Origin of the sequence: Streptococcus suis (assembly GCA_024583055.1) — a bacterium.
In the GTDB taxonomy this organism is placed as follows: domain Bacteria; phylum Bacillota; class Bacilli; order Lactobacillales; family Streptococcaceae; genus Streptococcus; species Streptococcus suis_V.
The window spans coordinates 1191796-1209938 of record CP102145.1 but is presented as its reverse complement, the minus strand read 5'-3'; the positions used below and the strand labels follow the sequence as shown (position 1 = coordinate 1209938).

Here is an 18143-nt window from a genome sequence, read left to right as displayed (position 1 = left end):
CTACTTGTTAATCAAGATATGCTGTACCCTGCTGCTTCCCTTGGTTAAAGTCATAATTTCCTTCCTCATTTCCCCACATTTTCTATTAAATATGATAAAATAAAATTTAAGCGTGGTTTTGTGCAAAGCTGAATCCAGTAATTCTATTGGGTTGAACTTTGTAGAAAACACGTAAATTAACAATTAGGAGAACATTCATGTCAAAACAAGTATTTGAAACGGTTTTTGCTGGCAAGAAATTGGTCGTTGAAACTGGCCAGGTTGCCAAACAAGCCAACGGTGCGGTTGTTGTTCGCTATGGTGACTCCACAGTCTTGACTGCGGCAGTTATGTCCAAAAAAATGGCGACGGGAGACTTCTTCCCCCTCCAAGTCAACTATGAAGAGAAAATGTACGCTGCTGGGAAATTCCCAGGTGGCTGGATGAAGCGTGAAGGCCGTCCGTCAACCGATGCGACCTTGACTGCTCGTTTGATTGACCGTCCGATCCGTCCAATGTTTGCGGAAGGTTTCCGCAACGAAGTCCAAGTCATCAACACAGTGCTTTCTTACGATCCAGATGCTTCTGCTCCAATGGCAGCTATGTTTGGTTCTTCATTGGCATTGGCAATCTCAGACATCCCATTCAACGGCCCAATCGCAGGTGTGCAGGTTGGTTATGTCAATGGAGAACTCATCATCAACCCTGACAAGGCTCAGATGGAAGAGTCCCTCCTTGATTTGACAGTGGCTGGTAACAAGGACGCCATCAACATGGTTGAGTCTGGTGCCAAAGAATTGTCAGAGGACATCATGTTGGAAGCCCTCTTGAAAGGTCATGCGGCCATTCAAGAACTCCTTGACTTCCAAAATCAAATTGTAGCAGCAGTCGGCAAGGAAAAAGCAGATGTGGAGCTTCTTCAAGTTGATCCGGAATTGCAGGCTGAGATTGTTGCAGCTTACAATGACGATTTGAAAAAAGCGGTGCAGGTTGAAGAAAAGTTGGCCCGTGAAGATGCGACCAATGCGGTGCGTGAAACGGTCATCGCAGCCTACCAAGAAAAATACGCTGAACACGAAGAATTTGACCGCATCATGCGTGACGTTCATGAAATCTTGGAACTCATGGAGCACGCAGAAGTTCGTCGTTTGATTACAGAAGACAAGGTCCGCCCAGATGGACGCCGTGTGGATGAGATTCGTCCGCTGGATGCAGAAGTAGATTTCTTGCCAAACGTTCATGGCTCAGGTCTTTTCACTCGTGGTCAAACGCAAGCTCTTTCTGTCTTGACCTTGGCTCCAATGGGTGAAACTCAAATCATCGACGGTTTGGATGATGAGTACAAGAAACGCTTCTTGCACCACTATAACTTCCCACAATACTCAGTGGGATCAACAGGTCGTTACGGAGCACCTGGTCGTCGTGAAATTGGTCACGGAGCCCTTGGCGAGCGTGCCCTTGAGCAAGTCTTGCCTAGCTTGGAAGACTTCCCTTACGCTATCCGCTTGGTAGCAGAAGTCTTGGAGTCAAACGGTTCTTCCTCACAGGCTTCTATCACAGCTGGTACCCTTGCCCTCATGGCAGGTGGTGTGCCAATCAAGGCACCAGTTGCAGGGATTGCCATGGGTCTGATTTCAGACGGGACAAACTACACTGTCTTGACCGATATTCAAGGTCTTGAGGACCACTTCGGCGACATGGACTTCAAGGTGGCAGGTACTCGTGACGGGATCACAGCTCTTCAGATGGACATCAAGATTGACGGGATCACACCGCAAATCTTGGAAGAAGCCTTGGCACAGGCTAAGAAGGCACGTTTTGAAATCCTTGATGTCATCGAAGCGACTATCCCAGAAGTTCGTCCTGACTTGGCACCAACTGCACCGAAGATTGACACGATCAAGATTGATGTAGATAAAATCAAGATTGTCATCGGTAAGGGTGGCGAAACTATTGATAAGATTATTGCAGAAACTGGCGTGAAAATCGATATCGACGAAGACGGGCTTGTGGCTATCTTCTCACCAGATCGTGATGCGATTGAGCGGACCAAAGAAATCATCGCAGGTCTTGTTCGCGAGGCAAAAGTGGACGAAGTCTTCCAAGCAAAAGTCGTTCGTTTGGAGAAATTCGGTGCCTTTGTCAACCTCTTTGACAAGACAGATGCCTTGGTTCACGTTTCTGAAATGGCTTGGACCCGTGTCAATAAACCAGAAGATTTGGTTGAAATTGGTGATATTGTTGATGTCAAAGTTATCAAGATTGATGATAAAGGACGTATTGACGCTTCTATGAAGGCTCTTCTTCCAAAACCAGAAGGTTATGTGGAGCCAGAAAAACGCGAGCGTTCTGACAAACCTCGCCGTCCAAGAGACCACAAAGAGAAAAAAGACAACAACTTTGGCGAATTCAAATTCCACAAGGTTGAAAAGAAATAAGCTGAGTAGACAAGTTCGGTAGCGGGCTTGTCTTCTCGCTAGAAGGAGTGACTATGGGTTGGTGGAAGGACACCATTGAGATTGTAAAAGAAAAAGATCCGGCAGCACGGACGACCTTGGAAGTTCTTTTGACCTACCCAGGTGTCAAGGCCTTGGCTGCCCACCGTCTGTCCCACTGGATGTGGAAAAAAGGCTTTAAATTACTAGCTAGGATGCACAGCCAATTTTGGCGTTTTTGGACCAATATTGAAATTCATCCAGGTGCTGAGATTGCTTCAGGGGTCTTCATTGACCACGGAGCTGGTTTGGTTATCGGAGAGACCGCCATTATTGAATCAGGTGTCATGCTTTACCACGGGGTGACGCTTGGTGGTACGGGTAAGGATTGTGGCAAACGCCATCCGACTGTGCGAAAAGGGGCTCTGGTTTCTGCCCACGCCCAAGTCATTGGCCCTATTGAGATTGGGGAAAATGCTAAAGTGGGTGCAGCTGCCGTTGTCCTAGCCGATGTTCCAGCAGATGTGACAGTGGTCGGTATGCCGGCTAAAATCGTCCGTGTTCATGGTCAAAAAGATGAGAAGGTCATTCATGACATGGAAGGTGGTCGTGAACACTACACGACTAAGCTTGCGGAATTACGAGAAGCTAGCCACCATTCGTCGCATTTGTAGGAAAGCCACATATGGTAAGTCCTATGTGAGTTAGCTACAGAGAGGAAAAATAAGCATGATAATAGCTACTAATGTCCTAAATCCCCAGCAGTTATCCGCAGCAAAAACTCTGATAAGTACTGTACAATCCCATGACGGGACCTATCGTGCCCCTTACCTGTCAAATATGCTCAACTTTGACCCTGAAATGCCAGCTTTTTTCTTGGCTTATCAAGGCGAACAGTTGGTGGGACTCTTGACCGTGTATGCCGATGATGAGGATGTGGAACTTGCGATTATTGTGCGCCCAGACTACCGCAGACAGGGGCTGGCACGCAAGCTCTATGATTGTTACCAGATGAAGACGGCTAACTATCCTATCGCTAGTGTGACCTTTCAGACCGAACGTGTCTTTCTGGACAAGCACCCAGACCTTGCGACAGCATGGAACTTGGTAGAAGATACGGATACTGAGACATGGCTGGGACGTGAGCGAGAGCCGTATCAGTTCTCACAACAGGCTGAACTCACAGTAAGTTTGGCACAGGCTCACCATGCAGACGACATTGCGTGTTTCCAGACAAAGGTCTTTGATAGCGACTATGAGGTGGCTCTTCGTTACGCACGTGAGGCTATCGCTGATGCAGACAGCTTGCTTTATCTTTTGGAACATAGCGGAGCGGTTATAGGCTCTTGCACAGTAGATATCTCGACCGATGATAACTATCTTTACGGTTTAGCTATCGCACCAGACCAGCAACAAAAAGGTTACGGTACTTACTTAGTCAAAGCTGTCATTAATGACCTTATCAGGAAAAATGACAAACCCTTTCAAATCGCCGTCGAAGATGATAACCTCATCGCTAAGCGGCTGTATGAAACTATCGGTTTTACAAAGCAGACACAAGTAGTTTATCTAGACCCAAAAGGAGAATGATATGCTACTAGAAGAATTTGAAAACACCTCTGTAGTTATTGAACCGACGGATAAGGCTATCCGTGGTGGCGGTGAGGTATGTGAGACCATGATTTTCTCCTTCAATGGGGAAATTGTAGATCGTGTCCGTCAGCTACCTGAGAGCAGAGAAGGTGGTCATTTACAGACCCTAAATGGTCGTCATCCTTGGTATATTTTGGAAAGAGATGGACTGCAGGTTGCGGTCATGTTGGCAGTAATCGGTGCTCCCATGGCGGTTGGTCACTTGGAGGAACTGAAAGCCTGTGGCTTTGAGAATTTTATCGTTCTGGGTTCTTGTGGGGTGCTGGATAAGTCGCTTGCTGCGGATAAGATTATTCTTCCTAGATCCGCTCTTCGGGATGAGGGAACTAGCTACCATTACGCTCCTGCTAGCGAGGAAATCAGCTATGACCCTGCTCTGCTATTGACCATGGAAAAGGCCTTGGACCAAGCAGGAATCGAATACGTGTGGGCCAAGACCTGGACCACGGACGCTTTCTATCGGGAAACGGCTGCCAAGGTCAAACGCCGCCTAGCGGCTGGTGCTATGGTCGTCGATATGGAGGCTTCTGCTATCATGGCTTGGGCCAATTATCGTCAGGCCAAGGTCTATCAGTTTTTCTACACGGCGGACTATGTGGACCACCACAAGAATGAATGGGATGCCCGTCGGGAAGAACGGACGGTTGACAGTATGACCTTCTTTGAAGTGGCCATGGCCATTGCAAGAACATTAGAAAGTAGATCATGTTAAAAAAATTAGTAAGACAAAACTGGCCTTATGTGTTGACCGCCATTGCTGGGACAATCATGTTTATCCTTAAATTCTCCCAAGGAAGCTGGCAGGTAGGGATGATTTGGTTGGCAGCGACAGCTTATTGGCTAGTAAAATTGTATCAAAAGTATCAAGTCCTAAAGAATACTCAGAAGTAATGGAGAAACTATGATTAAAATTTACGATACCATGACTCGCAGTTTGCGTGACTTTGTGCCCTTGGAAGAGGGCAAGGTCAAGATGTATGTTTGCGGTCCGACGGTTTACAACTACATCCATATCGGAAATGCCCGTAGTGTTGTGGCTTTTGATACCATCCGCCGCTATTTTGAATATCGTGGCTTTGATGTGACTTACATCTCAAACTTTACGGATGTGGATGACAAGATTATCAAGGCTGCTAACGATGCTGGCATGACAACCAAGGAACTTTCTGATAAGTTTATCGCAGCTTTCAAGGAAGATGTGGCAAAACTGGGTGTCAAGCCTGCTACCAAAAATCCTCGTGTTATCGACTATATGGATGAAATCATTGATTTTGTGCAGGTCTTGATTGACAAGGGTTACGCCTACGAGGCGGCTGGGGATGTTTATTTTCGTGTGGAAAAGGCTGAAAACTATGCCCGTTTGGCCAACAAAACCCTATCTGACTTAGAGGCTGGTGCTTCTGGTCGGGTTGAGGGAGAAGGTCAACTCAAGGAACATCCTTTTGATTTTGCCCTGTGGAAAACTGCCAAGCCAGGTGAAGTATCTTGGGAAAGCCCTTGGGGAGCAGGTCGTCCAGGTTGGCATATCGAGTGTTCGGTTATGGCGACAGAGATTTTGGGAGATACCATTGATATTCACGGTGGTGGAGCGGACTTGGAATTCCCTCACCATACCAATGAAATCGCCCAGTCTGAGTGTAAGACAGGTCAGACTTTTGCGAATTATTGGATGCACAATGCCATGCTAAATATCAACGATGAGAAGATGTCCAAGTCCTTGGGCAATTTCCTGACAGCACATGATATGTTGGAACAAATTGATGGTCAGGTCTTGCGATTCTTTCTAGCTACCCAACATTACCGCCGTCCGTTGAATTATACGGAAAAGGCCATTTCGGATGCGGAAACCAATCTTAAGTATCTGAAAAATACTTATACACAACCTATGCAAAACTCTGTGGATAAGTCAGCTCTTGAATTACATCTGGCGGCCTTTGAAGCGGCAATGGATGATGATTTCAACGCAGCCAATGGGATTACCGCCATTTTTGACATGGCAAAATGGATCAACTCTGGCAACTACGATGAAACTGTCAAAGCGGAATTTGGCAAGCTGTTGGAAGTTTTCGGGATTGTCTTTGAAGAGGAAGTGCTGGATGCGAACATAGAAGCTCTGATTGAAGAACGTCAAGCAGCGCGTGCCAATCGGGACTTTGCGACGGCTGACCGTATTCGGGATCAATTGGCAGCCCAGGGAATCAAGCTCTTGGATACCAAGGATGGTGTGAGGTGGACTCGTGACTAAGTCAGTCGATGTCAATCTCATTAACGGTATCGCACTTGCTTTTGAGGGTGATGCGGTCTATTCCATGTATATCAGACGGCACTTGATTTTCAAGGGGCTGACCAAACCCAACAAACTGCACGGAGAGGCCAACAAATATGTCTCGGCCAAGGCTCAGGCAAGTCTGATCTCTGCCCTCTTAGAAGCTCAGCTATTGACCGAAAAAGAGGAAGAAATCTACAAGCGAGGCCGCAATGCCAATAGCCACACCAAGGCCAAGAATGCAGATGTAGTGACCTACCGGATGTCCACGGGCTTTGAGGCGGTCTTGGGCTATCTGCACATGACAGACCAAATTCAGCGGCTGGAAGAATTAATCGCCTGGAGTATCGCGCAGGTGGAGAGTGACTAGGGACTATTTCATGGAGGCAAGTGTGGATAAGAATAAGTTAAAGCAATATTTTCCGACGGCATCACTTGCTGATTCTCCTCAAAAAAGGGAGGGGATGGCTAGTTTGAGCTTGGGAGAACGATTTTTCTTGAATCTAGAATTAAACAGTCTGACAGATAGAGAGCGCTATTTGTTGGAACTTCTGCAGGAAAATCAGGACAATATTCCTCGCGCTCCGTGGCAAGATTTTTTTGATGGACAAGGTCCGATGCCGACTTCGGTTGGGCAGTTGCAGGTCCTTCAAATAAAGTTATGGTCCAATCCCAGCGAGGAGGTTGTGCAGGCCTGGTTAGAATTCATGGAAACCTTGTTACCGAATTTGGTTAGTCACTATGCCTCAGCATCGGATTATTTTGTATTTATCATGGACCAGCGTCCTTTTATTGACTATCAGGAGATTCTCAGAGATACAATTGGAGTCATGGAATATGACTTTGGCATAAAGATGACTGCTCTTCTGGGGCAAATTTGGCCGGGTCAGGTTCAAGAATGGTGGCCAGATGCCATAAGGGCTGAAATGGATTTATTCCGTAGTTGGATGCAAAAGAATCTTTCTGCTAGCTTTTTAACCTTTAGTCAATTGTTCTTTTTGGATGGGGCTAAGGACAAGGCGATCATGCGCATTTTATCGGATATGATTGCGAAACATGAGATGGAAGATGTAATTCGTGCACTTTGGGACAATGGTGCAGTGTTGACCAAGGCGGCGCAAAGTTTGTTTGTTCATAGGAATACCTTGCTGTACCGATTGGACAAATGGTTCGAATTGACAGGCTTGCAGCTGAGGGAATTGACGGATTTGGCGCTCCTATACTATATAGTGGAGAGCCAGGTATTGGGATGATGACGAGGTCAGAAAGGATCCTGACGCACCTGTGAGGGTACCTGAGATGTTGGATGCGCCGCCCAACCGCTATCATTGTATGTTGAATTGAGCCTTCTGGAGAAATCCGAGGGCTTTTTGTGTATAAGTCGATTGGGGATAAATGGCACGAGTAAATAGAGTCATTTTAATAAATCAAAGAAAAATTTGCTTACCATTTACCCACCAACCGACCAAAGTCTGACCAAAATTATTTTCAAACTTAACCCAATTCAACCCAATGAAAAATCAAAAAAGCCCGAAAAATCGAGCTTTTGACTTGTATAAATTCGGATAAAATCCTATAATAAAGGCGGTAGACGGATTTGAACCGACGATCAAGCTTTTGCAGAGCCGTGCCTTACCACTTGGCTATACCGCCATAACAAAGAATATTGTACCTTAAAAAGCGAAAAGGGTCAAGTGGTAAAATCAATATTTAGATATTATTGAAAAAGGAAATTGGCGTTTGGAAGTATGTCGTATGTAGAGAGTCCGAGAGTTTAACAAAAGATTTCGATCTTTTGTCGGTGCATATTTTATTTTGGGGGTTAGAATGAAAAAACATTTTTTACTAGGTCTGGTATGCTTGATGACTTTATCGGCTTGTGCTCAATCCAACATTCCGGCTGAAACAGAGAACTCTTCTTCGACAAGTCAGGAAAGTTCTACCAGTTCAAGTGAGCTAAAGATAGACGATAAAGAGTTGTATCAGGCGGTCTTTGCTGACTATCAGAAAATCGTGGAATTTGCAGCTACAGCTGATTCAAGTAATGTAGATGGTGTGCTAACGGTATTGAATGAACTTCAGTTTCCGATGAATTCTTGGGTGGTGGAAAGTGCAATAAATACGTCGGACTCCATTAGATATGCCTTTTATGATTTCAATAACGATGGTCAAAATGAATTATTTTTCGGGTCAGAAAATCCAGATGGCTCTATGTTTGTGACGGGTTTTTATGGGATAATTGCTGACCAGGTATCATTGTTAGCCGAAGGTTTTGTGGCTGGACACGGTGGTGCACGAAGTGCCCTGGTTCTCTTCCAAGGTGGGGAATATGTGAGTTACGGATGGTATTCAGGAACAGGCGAGGCTGTCGGTACACTGAATCGGATTGATGAAATGGGTCAATTGATAGAAGGCACTCCGATCGATTTTCATATGAGAGATGAATTGGTTTCCGTTTTTGGAAAGACAGAGTCAGACATTCTAAATCCTAATCAATTTGATTGGGAAGAATTTGAGATTGACAGAACAGAAACAGAAACGAGTAGTTCCGACCAAACCGATGGAGTCCAGTCCATGAATTTGGAACAAATCCAAGCTGGAAATTTTGCTAGCTTGGAAGGTGAATGGGTCAATGCGCGTGGTGATCGGATGGAGATTGACAGTCAAGGAAATGTCTCTTATAATGATGGTCAATTTGTTGGCTTTATTGATTTAAAATATCATAAAGTTGAAGGGGCTATCCTAATTGTAAGTATTACCGATCCGAATGGTCGGGCCTCTGCTAGTGTACCGACCTTATTGATTCCAAAAGGAGTGCAGAATACCTATGGATTTTTAGAAGGGCATAGCGATCAGACGGACACCAGCAAGGATAGGATGTTCAGTACGCAAAGTGTTACGACGACTGAAGACTTTAGTAAAGGTGTCTTTTATCGAGTAGACGATTAGGAGAGACGGAATGAAAAAGAATAGACTCATTTTGGGATTGCTTTTGGGGGCTAGTGTTGGCTTATTGGTGGCATGTGGTCATCAGAAACAGGAGGCGACCTCAACCTCTTCGTCGACTTCATCTTCTCGTTCTAGCTCGACAAGCACGAGTTTCAGTACATCAACTACAAGTTCCACGACCAGTAGTTCAAGTAGCCAGGCTGGTCCCTGGGATGCTGATAAGACAGAGGCGTTAAGGAATTTCGTGATTGAACAATGGGGACCATCCTTCTCGCCACCTCAGTACTATTTATCCTATCATCCAAGAAATGAGGGAAGCTTTTTTGGGGTGAGCTTGCCGTCAGGGGTTCTAAGTGGTCCTGGTCAGCAAATGACACCCGATTTTCAAGGGGAGGCTCCGGAATTGGTTTGGAGCGAGAACGGTCAAGTTGGAGCGGGGCAGACAGCCGTGGTCGGAATCTATTCAGATATTGAAGCATCAAAATCCCAATTAGCCCACCTCTATCTCTTTACTATCAAGGATGGTCAAGGTATTGCTTGGATTACCGAGCAAAATCAGGGCAATCCAGAAAAACGTTTGTATTTCCGACCAACCAAAAACCAGGAATTACAAGCCTTCTTTGAAAACTTGGTTCTCGATGGTAGTTCGATTGCAGCGACTGAAACCAGTTCAGCGACGGCTACTCAGTCTTCAGTAGACACCAAGAACTTGACAGTCGAACAAGCAGCTAATTGGGCCAAGGCACATGCAGCTTCTCGTTACGGGGCTCCTTTTACCAAAGCGGATTTTCTAGCCCAAGTGGTTACCAATGCGCAATCTTCGGATGGCTTGGTCTATATTGAGGTAAGAGAAGACCATAATAGCCCTAATATGCTGGCAACTAGAGCGGATAGGAGTGTTTCCTCTGTAGCAGCCTTTTACCGTGTCAATGCCAATGGTCAGTTAGAAAGAATGGATGTTGCTGCGGGGTCTTATTCTGTTGTTGCAGATATCTATTTTGAATAGGGTTAGGAGTCAAGGTTAGCGTCGAAAGTTCTATAATGAAGTTAGCCACCCCAACCTAGCCAAAAAACAGCTGTTTCAACTGGTTCAGCTGTCTGTTCTGGTTTCGTTTGTTAACAGGCTTGGACCTGTTAGGCTGGTTTACCAAGGCGAATGAGAGCCTTGGCTGAGCCAACAAAACAGGTTCAAGGGTACCTGTTGACAAATGAAAGTTCCTTGTAGGTAAAAGAAAACACCTCCGTGTTATACTTGTAGTTCACCACAAACACAAGGTAGGAAGACACGGAGATGCATACACATTATACACCAAAAGGAAAACATTTGACAATCGAAAACCGCAGACAAATTGAACGGTGGAAAGGCGAAGGGAAATCCAATCGGGAAATCGCTCGCTTATTGGGAAAGGCTCCGCAGACCATTCACAATGAAGTGATACGAGGGACGACCCTACAACAAGTCCGAAAAGGTCGCTTCAAAAAACTCTATTCCGCTGATTATGCCCAAAATCTGTATGAGAAAAATCGGAAAAAGTCCGTTAGAAAACTGAGCTTAACAAAGGAACTCGCTGATAAAATTCGGCACTACAATATGGAAAAATTCTCGCCTGAAATGATGGTTAGAACCAAGGACATCAATGTGGGGATTTCAACCATCTACTACTGGATTCACAAGGGGCATCTCGGCTTGACCAAGAAGGATATGCTTTATCCTAGAAAAGGGAGGACTACCAAAAAACAGGCGAGTCCAAACTTTAAGCCTGCTGGAAAGTCAATTGAAGAGCGGCCAGAGGTGATCAATCTTCGACTGGAGCTTGGACACTATGAAATTGACACGGTTCTATTGACGAGAGCGAGAAACAAATGCCTTTTGGTCTTGACGGACAGGAGAAGTCGCCACCAAATCATTCGATTGATTCCAAATAAATCGGCTGAGGCTGTGAATCAGGCCTTGAAAATCGTCTTGAAGGAGTTCCAAATCAAATCCATTACTACAGATAATGGAACCGAGTTTAGTCGCTTGTCAGAAGTGTTTCTGGAGGAATATATCTACTACGCTCACCCTTATTCCTCTTGGGAGAGAGGCACGAACGAGAATCACAATAGGCTTATCCGACGATGGTTGCCGAAAGGAACCACAAAAACGACCCCGAAAGAAGTCGCTTTTATCGAAAATTGGATCAATAACTATCCCAAAAAATGTTTGGGCTACAAGTCACCGAGAGAATTTCTTATAGGTGGCTAACTCGGAATTGAAATTTGCCGTCAAGGTTAGCGTTCAGATTTTGGTGAAATTATCTATTATTTTGCTTGAAAACAGGCCGTTTTTCTGATATACTAATAGAGTTGCTGTGCAACAAATACTCATCTCGGACCAATTGTGGTCTTGTTGCCGAAAGGTTGGGCTGCAAGTCGAAGTTCGGGAGAGGAGAAAAAACAAAAAGGAGAAATACTCATGGCAGTAATTTCAATGAAACAACTTCTTGAGGCTGGTGTACACTTCGGTCACCAAACTCGTCGCTGGAATCCTAAGATGGCTAAGTACATCTTCACAGAGCGTAACGGTATCCACGTTATCGACTTGCAACAAACTGTAAAATTGGCTGACCAAGCTTACGAATTCATCCGTGATGCTGCAGCAAACGACGCAGTTATCTTGTTCGTAGGTACTAAAAAACAAGCTGCTGAAGCTGTTAAAGACGAAGCTATCCGCGCTGGTCAATACTTTATCAACCACCGTTGGTTGGGTGGAACTCTTACAAACTGGGGTACAATCCAAAAACGTATCGCTCGTTTGAAAGAAATCAACCGCATGGAAGAAGATGGAACTTTCGAAGTGCTTCCTAAGAAAGAAGTAGCATTGTTGAACAAACAACGTGCTCGTCTTGAAAAATTCTTGGGCGGTATCGCTGACATGCCACGCATTCCAGACGTAATGTTCGTAGTTGACCCACACAAAGAGCAAATCGCTGTTAAAGAAGCTAAAAAATTGGGTATCCCAGTTGTAGCGATGGTTGACACAAACACTGATCCAGATGATATCGATGTTATCATCCCAGCTAACGATGACGCTATCCGCGCTGTTAAATTGATTACAGCTAAAATGGCTGACGCTATCATCGAAGGTAACCAAGGTGAAGACAGCGTAGCAGCAGTTGAAGCTGAATTGGCAGCTGAGCCAGCATCTACAGAATCAATCGAAGAATTGGTTGAAGTTGTAGAAGGAAAATAAGTAACGAAGGCGAATTAAAATCTAGAGGGTTTTAGCTCGTGTACAATTCCAAACAACAAAAACAATCCTAGAGGGGCAGGGCTGAGCCCGCTCCTCTATTTTATAAATACAAACAAGGAGAATAGACATGGCAGAAATTACAGCAGCTCTCGTTAAAGAATTGCGTGAAAAATCAGGTGCTGGCGTTATGGACGCGAAAAAAGCATTGGTTGAAACTGAAGGTGATATCGAAAAAGCGATTGAATTGCTTCGCGAAAAAGGTATGGCTAAGGCAGCAAAGAAAGCTGACCGTGTAGCAGCTGAAGGTTTGACAGGTGTTTACGTTGATGGTAACGTAGCAGCAGTTGTTGAAGTTAATGCTGAAACAGACTTCGTTGCGAAAAATGCTCAATTCGTTGAATTGGTAAACACTACTGCTAAAGTAATTGCAGAAGGTAAACCAGCTGACAACGAAGCAGCTCTTAAATTGGTTATGCCTTCAGGTGAAACCCTTGAAGAAGCATACGTAAACGCAACTGCAACAATCGGTGAGAAAATCTCATTCCGTCGCTTTGCTTTGGTTGAAAAAACAGATGCTCAAGCATTTGGTGCTTACCAACACAACGGCGGCCGTATCGGTGTTATCTCAGTAATCGACGGTGGTGACGAAACTCTTGCTAAACAAATCTCAATGCACATCGCTGCGATGAAACCAACTGTTCTTTCTTACACAGAATTGGATGAGCAATTCGTTAAAGATGAGTTGGCACAAATCAACCACAAAATCGAACAAGACAACGAAAGCCGTGCAATGGTTAACAAACCAGCATTGCCATTGTTGAAATACGGTTCAAAAGCTCAATTGACTGACGAAGTGATTGCAGCAGCTGAAGAAGCTATCAAAGCAGAATTGGCAGCAGAAGGCAAACCAGAAAAAATCTGGGACAAAATCATCCCAGGTAAAATGGACCGCTTCATGCTTGACAACACTCAAGTTGACCAAGCTTACACACTTCTTGCACAAGTTTACATCATGGACGACAGCAAAACTGTTGAAGCTTACTTGAACTCAGTGAACGCTTCAGTTGTAGAATTTGCTCGTTTCGAAGTGGGTGAAGGTATCGAGAAAGCTTCAAACGACTTTGAAGCAGAAGTCGCAGCGACTATGGCAGCAGCTCTTGGTAAATAAGAATAAAGATTACAAAGCAGGTTAGTTGAACTAGCCTGCTTTTCTTATCCTTTGCATCTCTGGTCCATGCTTGTCCATTCTTGATAAGAGAAATGCGGCTCTTAATGGAAATTTATCACAGTCTGGGGACTGGGAGGTTGGAAGAAATATGGTAATCCTGTTGGCTACAACAAGTCGATAATTGAATTCAGTTATTGGCTTGTTTGCAAGTCAATAGGCAGATAATCTTCGCGGAAGCTTTTCACCCGTCAAGATAAGTTGATAATCTATAATATGATTTTTGGAGGTTTTCCATGTCTGGAAGTCTCTTAGAAGAAAAGAACACCACAATTGGCACGTCAATTGTGGTGTGTTTTTATCATGAAATATGTGTGTGATTATACCAAACCTTGGGCAATCATCGTATCAGCGATTTGCTCAAAGGCTGCGATGTTAGCACCTGCAAGGTAGTCTGTACCAAGGTCGTATTTTTCAGCAGTTTCTTTGGCTGTGTTGAAGATATTTGCCATGATGTCTTTAAGACGGCCGTCTACTTCTTCACGAGTCCATGAAAGACGAAGGCTGTTTTGGCTCATTTCAAGGGCAGATACGGCTACACCACCTGCGTTGGCAGCTTTTGCAAGACCGTAAAGCACACCATTTTCTTTATAAACTTTGATAGCGTTAAGGTCAGATGGCATGTTGGCACCTTCAGCCACACAGTAAACGCCATTTTTCACAAGGGCAGCAGCTTGCTCACCGTTGATTTCGTTTTGAGTCGCACATGGCAGAGCAATATCAGCCTTGCCATCGTAGTTCCATACAGAACCTTCGAAGTATTTAGCAGTTGCTTTTTCTGCAGCGTATTCTGTCAAACGAGCACGGCGTTTTTCTTTGATGTCCACCAAGAGGTCGAAGTCGATTCCAGTTTCGTCAATGATGTAACCATTTGAGTCTGAAACAGAAATAACTTTTGCACCAAGTTCAGTCGCTTTTTGAACAGCATATTGGGCAACGTTACCAGAACCTGAGATAAGGACAGTTTGGTCTTTGAAGGATTTACCGTTTGCTGCCAACATGTTATCAGTGAAGTAAACCAAGCCGTAACCAGTTGCTTCTGGACGGATGAGAGACCCACCGAAGCCGAGCGGCTTACCAGTCAAGACACCAGCATCAAATTGGCGAAGGCGTTTGTACTGACCGTACATGTAGCCGATCTCACGGCCACCAACACCGATATCACCAGCTGGAACGTCAAGGGATGGTCCGATGTGTTTTTGCAATTCAGTCATGAAGCTTTGGCAGAAACGCATGATTTCAGCGTCTGTTTTTCCTTTCGGATCGAAGTCAGATCCACCTTTACCACCACCGATTGGCAGTCCAGTCAAGACGTTTTTGAAGATTTGCTCGAAACCGAGGAACTTCAAGATGGATTGGTTTACAGTTGGGTGGAAGCGAAGACCGCCCTTGTAAGGACCTACAGCTGAGTTGAACTGAACACGGTAGCCACGGTTAACTTGGACATTTCCATCTTTGTCAGTCCAAGGAACACGGAAGCTGATTACACGTTCTGGCTCAACGATACGAGCCAGGATGTTTTCTTCGATGTATTCTGGATGTGCTTCAAAAACAGGCTCAAGTGTTGAGAAGAGTTCTTCAACCGCTTGGAGGAATTCTGTTTCGTGAGGGTTGCGGGCTTTGACTGCTTCAAAAGAAGCTTGAATATAAGCTTTTGCATTTGACATAGGGCCACCTGATTTCTTTTTTATTTATTAAATTGTCTGACAATTTAATTTATGAAAATTATTATAGCACTATGATTTTTAAATGTAAAGAAGAAAATGCAAAATTTTTTAAAAATTTTCAAAATTCCCTGATAAAAGCCGAACAATGGCAGTAAATAGGGAAAATCCGTATGTTTTCTATGGTATAATCAAGCTAGAAAACGCAAAAAGGAGTTATAGAATGGTTTCAACAGCGACGACATTGGGTGGATTTTCTTTTGACAATTGTTTGATGAATGCGGCAGGTGTCTGGTGCATGACCAAGGAAGAGTTGGATGGTGTGAAAACCTCAGCAGCAGGAACCTTTGTCACCAAGACCGCTACACTGGAATACCGGGAGGGGAATCCAGAGCCGCGCTACAAAAATGTACCGCTGGGGTCTATTAATTCCATGGGCTTGCCCAATCAAGGCCTAGATTATTATTTAGATTATCTTTTGGAGTTACAGGAAGAAGAACCAGAACGTACCTTTGTTCTTTCATTAGTAGGCATGTCGCCAGATGAGACCCACACCATTCTCAAAAAAGTGCAGGATAGTGCCTTTCAAGGGTTAGTTGAACTCAATCTTTCTTGTCCGAATGTTCCGGGGAAACCGCAGATTGCCTATGATTTTGAAACGACAGAAACCATCTTGCGGGAAGTCTTTGCCTATTTCACCAAACCGCTGGGCATCAAGTTGCCACCTTATTTTGATATTGTGCATTTTGACCAGGCTGCTGCGATTTTCAATCAATTTCCGCTCAAGTTTGTCAACTGTGTGAATTCGATTGGCAACGGTCTTTATATAGAAGATGAGAGCGTGATTATCAAGCCTAAAAATGGATTTGGTGGTATCGGTGGCGAATACATCAAGCCGACTGCTTTGGCAAACGTCCATGCCTTTTACCAACGCCTTAAGCCAGAAATTCAAATCGTAGGAACGGGTGGTGTCTTGACAGGACGCGATGCCTTTGAACACATTCTCTGCGGTGCCAGCATGGTTCAAATCGGGACAACCCTGCAAAAAGAAGGGCTAGCAGCCTTTGACCGTATTACCCAAGAACTCCGAGACATTATGGCTGAAAAAGGCTATGAAACCATTGAAGATTTCCGTGGGAAATTGCACCATTTGGATGACCTTACGTAAAAAAGAAACAGTAAAAGAGTTTGGGGCTTCCAAACTCTTTTACTTACGGTTAAAATAATTAAACAAATCACCGATGGTTTTTTGGTGCATATTCACTAGCTCCTGGCCATCAAGGGTGACACTTTCAATCACGAAGAAATCCTGTAGTTGCGGAACTTCCCGAGATTGTAGCATCAGAAATTCTTCTGGACTTTCATACTGCTTTTCTGATGGATGGGCAATTTGTGATTGATAATACCGAATGTGTAACATAATAGACCTCCGTTCGTGACTGCTTGGGACTCATCCACCTCCAGTCGAGTTTTATCTATCTCTTATTATATCACTAATTAGTCATTATTCAACACTTTTAACTGATGAAAAATCCTAATAGCATAACGGCGATGACTAGTAGTGGAGACGGGATGCGTTTGGATAGGAGGAGTAGGGTTGCCAGAATACAGATGAAGCACTCCCCTCCTGATGATAGGCCCTGCAACTGATTCAAAGCTGTCCAGCTGATGATGGCAGCGACCGACCAGGAGATGCCCTTTAAGAATGAGGAAACATAATGTAACTGACGATAGACTTGCCATAGGGGGGTTGCGAAATAGACTAGCAGGATTCCAGGAAGGAAAATGAGTCCTCCACCCAATAGGCCGGCTAGGAATTTTACCACTATTCCTCCTGTCACAGAGCGGGCAGCGACAAAGGAAGCAAAGCTGAAGAGTGGCCCAGGAACTGCCTGATCCAAGCTATAGCCCACTAGGAAATCAGCCTGGCTGAGAAATCCTTCTTGTTTGACCAGGTCTTGAATCATTAGCGGAATCATGATTTGTCCACCGCCAATGATGGAATAGCCATAGCGATAAATAGATGCAAACAAGCGACTATCGCCACCAAAATAGTTTGCCATTGCAGAAAATAGAATTGCTAGGATGATAATGGTGGCTGGCAATTGCCATCTGACCTTGCTGGTTTTGGGGATATTTTGCAATTCTTGTCCGGCTTGCCCCCAGACGGGCACCAAGCCTGCTAGACCTCCTGCAAGTAGAAGCAAGAGAATAGACCAGCTAGAAAGTGGAATAAGAACAAAACTCAGAAGACAGAAAGAGATGTATAGGATGAGGTCTTTTTTGGAGGTGACTACCTTCCTGGTCAGTTGAATGGCTGCGTAGAGAATGAAGGAGACCGCTACGGCAGGTAAGAAAATCAGTAGCTTGTTCCAAGCCTGGTTTTGAGCTACCCATTCCAGACCGATTCCTAAGCTGGTCATGATGACTAAGGCAGGAAGAATCCAGATGAGAAAGCTAGCCAAGGCAATCCATGGCCCGCCTACACGATAGCCGATGGCAGTAATGGTTTGTGTGCTGGAAGGTCCAGGAAAGAGCGAAAAAATTCCGATGAGTTCCGTCATCTCCTCCTGGCTGACATACTTCTTTTTGTCAATCAATTCCCTGCTAAAGACACCGTAGTGAGCTTCGGGCCCGCCGTAGGAGGCTAGTGAACAGAGAAAGACATCTTTTAAAAATTGTTTGTTTTGTATGTGTTGCGGCATAGTGTTCTCCAAATCTATTCTTATTTCAGTCTATC

The 18143-nt window shown here is 44.7% G+C and carries 17 protein-coding genes and 1 tRNA gene; 14 read left to right on the top strand and 4 right to left on the bottom strand.

Features of this window, described 5'->3' with window-relative positions; all coding sequences use genetic code 11:
- Positions 1-197 precede the first annotated feature (197 nt).
- Genes pnp through NQZ91_05930 form a run of 8 tightly spaced genes read left to right on the top strand, consistent with a single transcriptional unit; the run spans position 198 to position 7586 of the window.
- A complete protein-coding gene (gene pnp, locus NQZ91_05965; protein ID UUM56952.1) occupies positions 198-2417 on the top strand; it encodes a polyribonucleotide nucleotidyltransferase in 2220 nt (739 codons plus the stop codon).
- Positions 2418-2470: 53 nt separating this feature from the next.
- Positions 2471-3088 (top strand): serine O-acetyltransferase, encoded by a 618-nt coding sequence (gene cysE / locus NQZ91_05960; GenBank protein UUM56951.1) that lies wholly within the window; start codon positions 2471-2473, stop codon positions 3086-3088.
- 55 nt (positions 3089-3143) lie between these two features.
- Complete coding sequence (locus tag NQZ91_05955; GenBank protein ID UUM56950.1) at positions 3144-4004, top strand: GNAT family N-acetyltransferase; 861 nt, start codon at positions 3144-3146, stop codon at positions 4002-4004.
- A 1-nt stretch (position 4005) separates the two neighbouring features.
- The gene (locus tag NQZ91_05950; protein ID UUM56949.1) at positions 4006-4779 is read left to right on the top strand and encodes a nucleoside phosphorylase; all 774 of its coding nucleotides are present in this window, start codon (positions 4006-4008) and stop codon (positions 4777-4779) included.
- Positions 4773-4958 carry a hypothetical protein gene (locus NQZ91_05945; GenBank protein ID UUM56948.1) on the top strand — a complete coding sequence of 62 codons (186 nt, stop codon included), beginning with the start codon at positions 4773-4775 and terminating at the stop codon, positions 4956-4958. The genes NQZ91_05950 and NQZ91_05945 overlap by 7 nt, the downstream gene beginning before the upstream one ends.
- A 10-nt stretch (positions 4959-4968) precedes the next feature.
- The gene (cysS, locus tag NQZ91_05940; protein ID UUM56947.1) at positions 4969-6312 is read left to right on the top strand and encodes a cysteine--tRNA ligase; all 1344 of its coding nucleotides are present in this window, start codon (positions 4969-4971) and stop codon (positions 6310-6312) included.
- Entirely contained in the window at positions 6305-6703 is a 399-nt protein-coding gene (locus tag NQZ91_05935; GenBank protein ID UUM56946.1) for a Mini-ribonuclease 3, read from the top strand. Before cysS ends, NQZ91_05935 begins: the two co-directional genes overlap by 8 nt.
- Positions 6704-6725: 22 nt before the next feature.
- On the top strand, positions 6726-7586 hold the full coding sequence (locus NQZ91_05930) for a helix-turn-helix domain-containing protein (GenBank protein ID UUM56945.1): 861 nt from the start codon (positions 6726-6728) through the stop codon (positions 7584-7586).
- 329 nt (positions 7587-7915) lie between these two features.
- Here NQZ91_05930 and NQZ91_05925 read toward each other — a convergent pair.
- Positions 7916-7986, bottom strand: a tRNA-Cys gene (locus NQZ91_05925).
- Positions 7987-8160: 174 nt separating this feature from the next.
- Here NQZ91_05925 and NQZ91_05920 point away from each other — a divergent pair.
- From NQZ91_05920 to tsf, 5 genes are all read left to right on the top strand, one after another.
- Positions 8161-9282, top strand: coding sequence for a DUF6287 domain-containing protein (locus NQZ91_05920; GenBank protein ID UUM56944.1), 1122 nt, complete (start codon positions 8161-8163; stop codon positions 9280-9282).
- 10 nt (positions 9283-9292) lie between these two features.
- Positions 9293-10288 carry a DUF4767 domain-containing protein gene (locus NQZ91_05915; protein ID UUM56943.1) on the top strand — a complete coding sequence of 332 codons (996 nt, stop codon included), beginning with the start codon at positions 9293-9295 and terminating at the stop codon, positions 10286-10288.
- A gap of 285 nt (positions 10289-10573) precedes the next feature.
- Positions 10574-11527 (top strand): IS30 family transposase, encoded by a 954-nt coding sequence (locus NQZ91_05910; protein ID UUM56942.1) that lies wholly within the window; start codon positions 10574-10576, stop codon positions 11525-11527.
- Positions 11528-11737: 210 nt separating this feature from the next.
- On the top strand, positions 11738-12514 hold the full coding sequence (gene rpsB / locus NQZ91_05905; GenBank protein ID UUM56941.1) for a 30S ribosomal protein S2: 777 nt from the start codon (positions 11738-11740) through the stop codon (positions 12512-12514).
- Between the two features lie 127 nt (positions 12515-12641).
- A complete protein-coding gene (gene tsf / locus NQZ91_05900; GenBank protein UUM56940.1) occupies positions 12642-13682 on the top strand; it encodes a translation elongation factor Ts in 1041 nt (346 codons plus the stop codon).
- 377 nt (positions 13683-14059) lie between these two features.
- Here tsf and gdhA read toward each other — a convergent pair whose 3' ends face one another.
- Positions 14060-15406: an NADP-specific glutamate dehydrogenase gene (gene gdhA / locus NQZ91_05895; protein ID UUM56939.1), complete on the bottom strand. Its 1347-nt coding sequence runs from the start codon at positions 15404-15406 to the stop codon at positions 14060-14062.
- 220 nt (positions 15407-15626) lie between these two features.
- Between gdhA and NQZ91_05890 the strand changes: the two genes are divergently transcribed.
- A complete protein-coding gene (locus NQZ91_05890; protein ID UUM56938.1) occupies positions 15627-16571 on the top strand; it encodes a dihydroorotate oxidase in 945 nt (314 codons plus the stop codon).
- Between the two features lie 39 nt (positions 16572-16610).
- Here the strand turns inward: NQZ91_05890 and NQZ91_05885 are convergent, their stop codons facing one another.
- A complete protein-coding gene (locus tag NQZ91_05885; protein ID UUM56937.1) occupies positions 16611-16823 on the bottom strand; it encodes a hypothetical protein in 213 nt (70 codons plus the stop codon).
- Between the two features lie 97 nt (positions 16824-16920).
- The gene (locus tag NQZ91_05880; GenBank protein ID UUM56936.1) at positions 16921-18108 is read right to left on the bottom strand and encodes a chromate transporter; all 1188 of its coding nucleotides are present in this window, start codon (positions 18106-18108) and stop codon (positions 16921-16923) included.
- Positions 18109-18143: the final 35 nt, after the last annotated feature.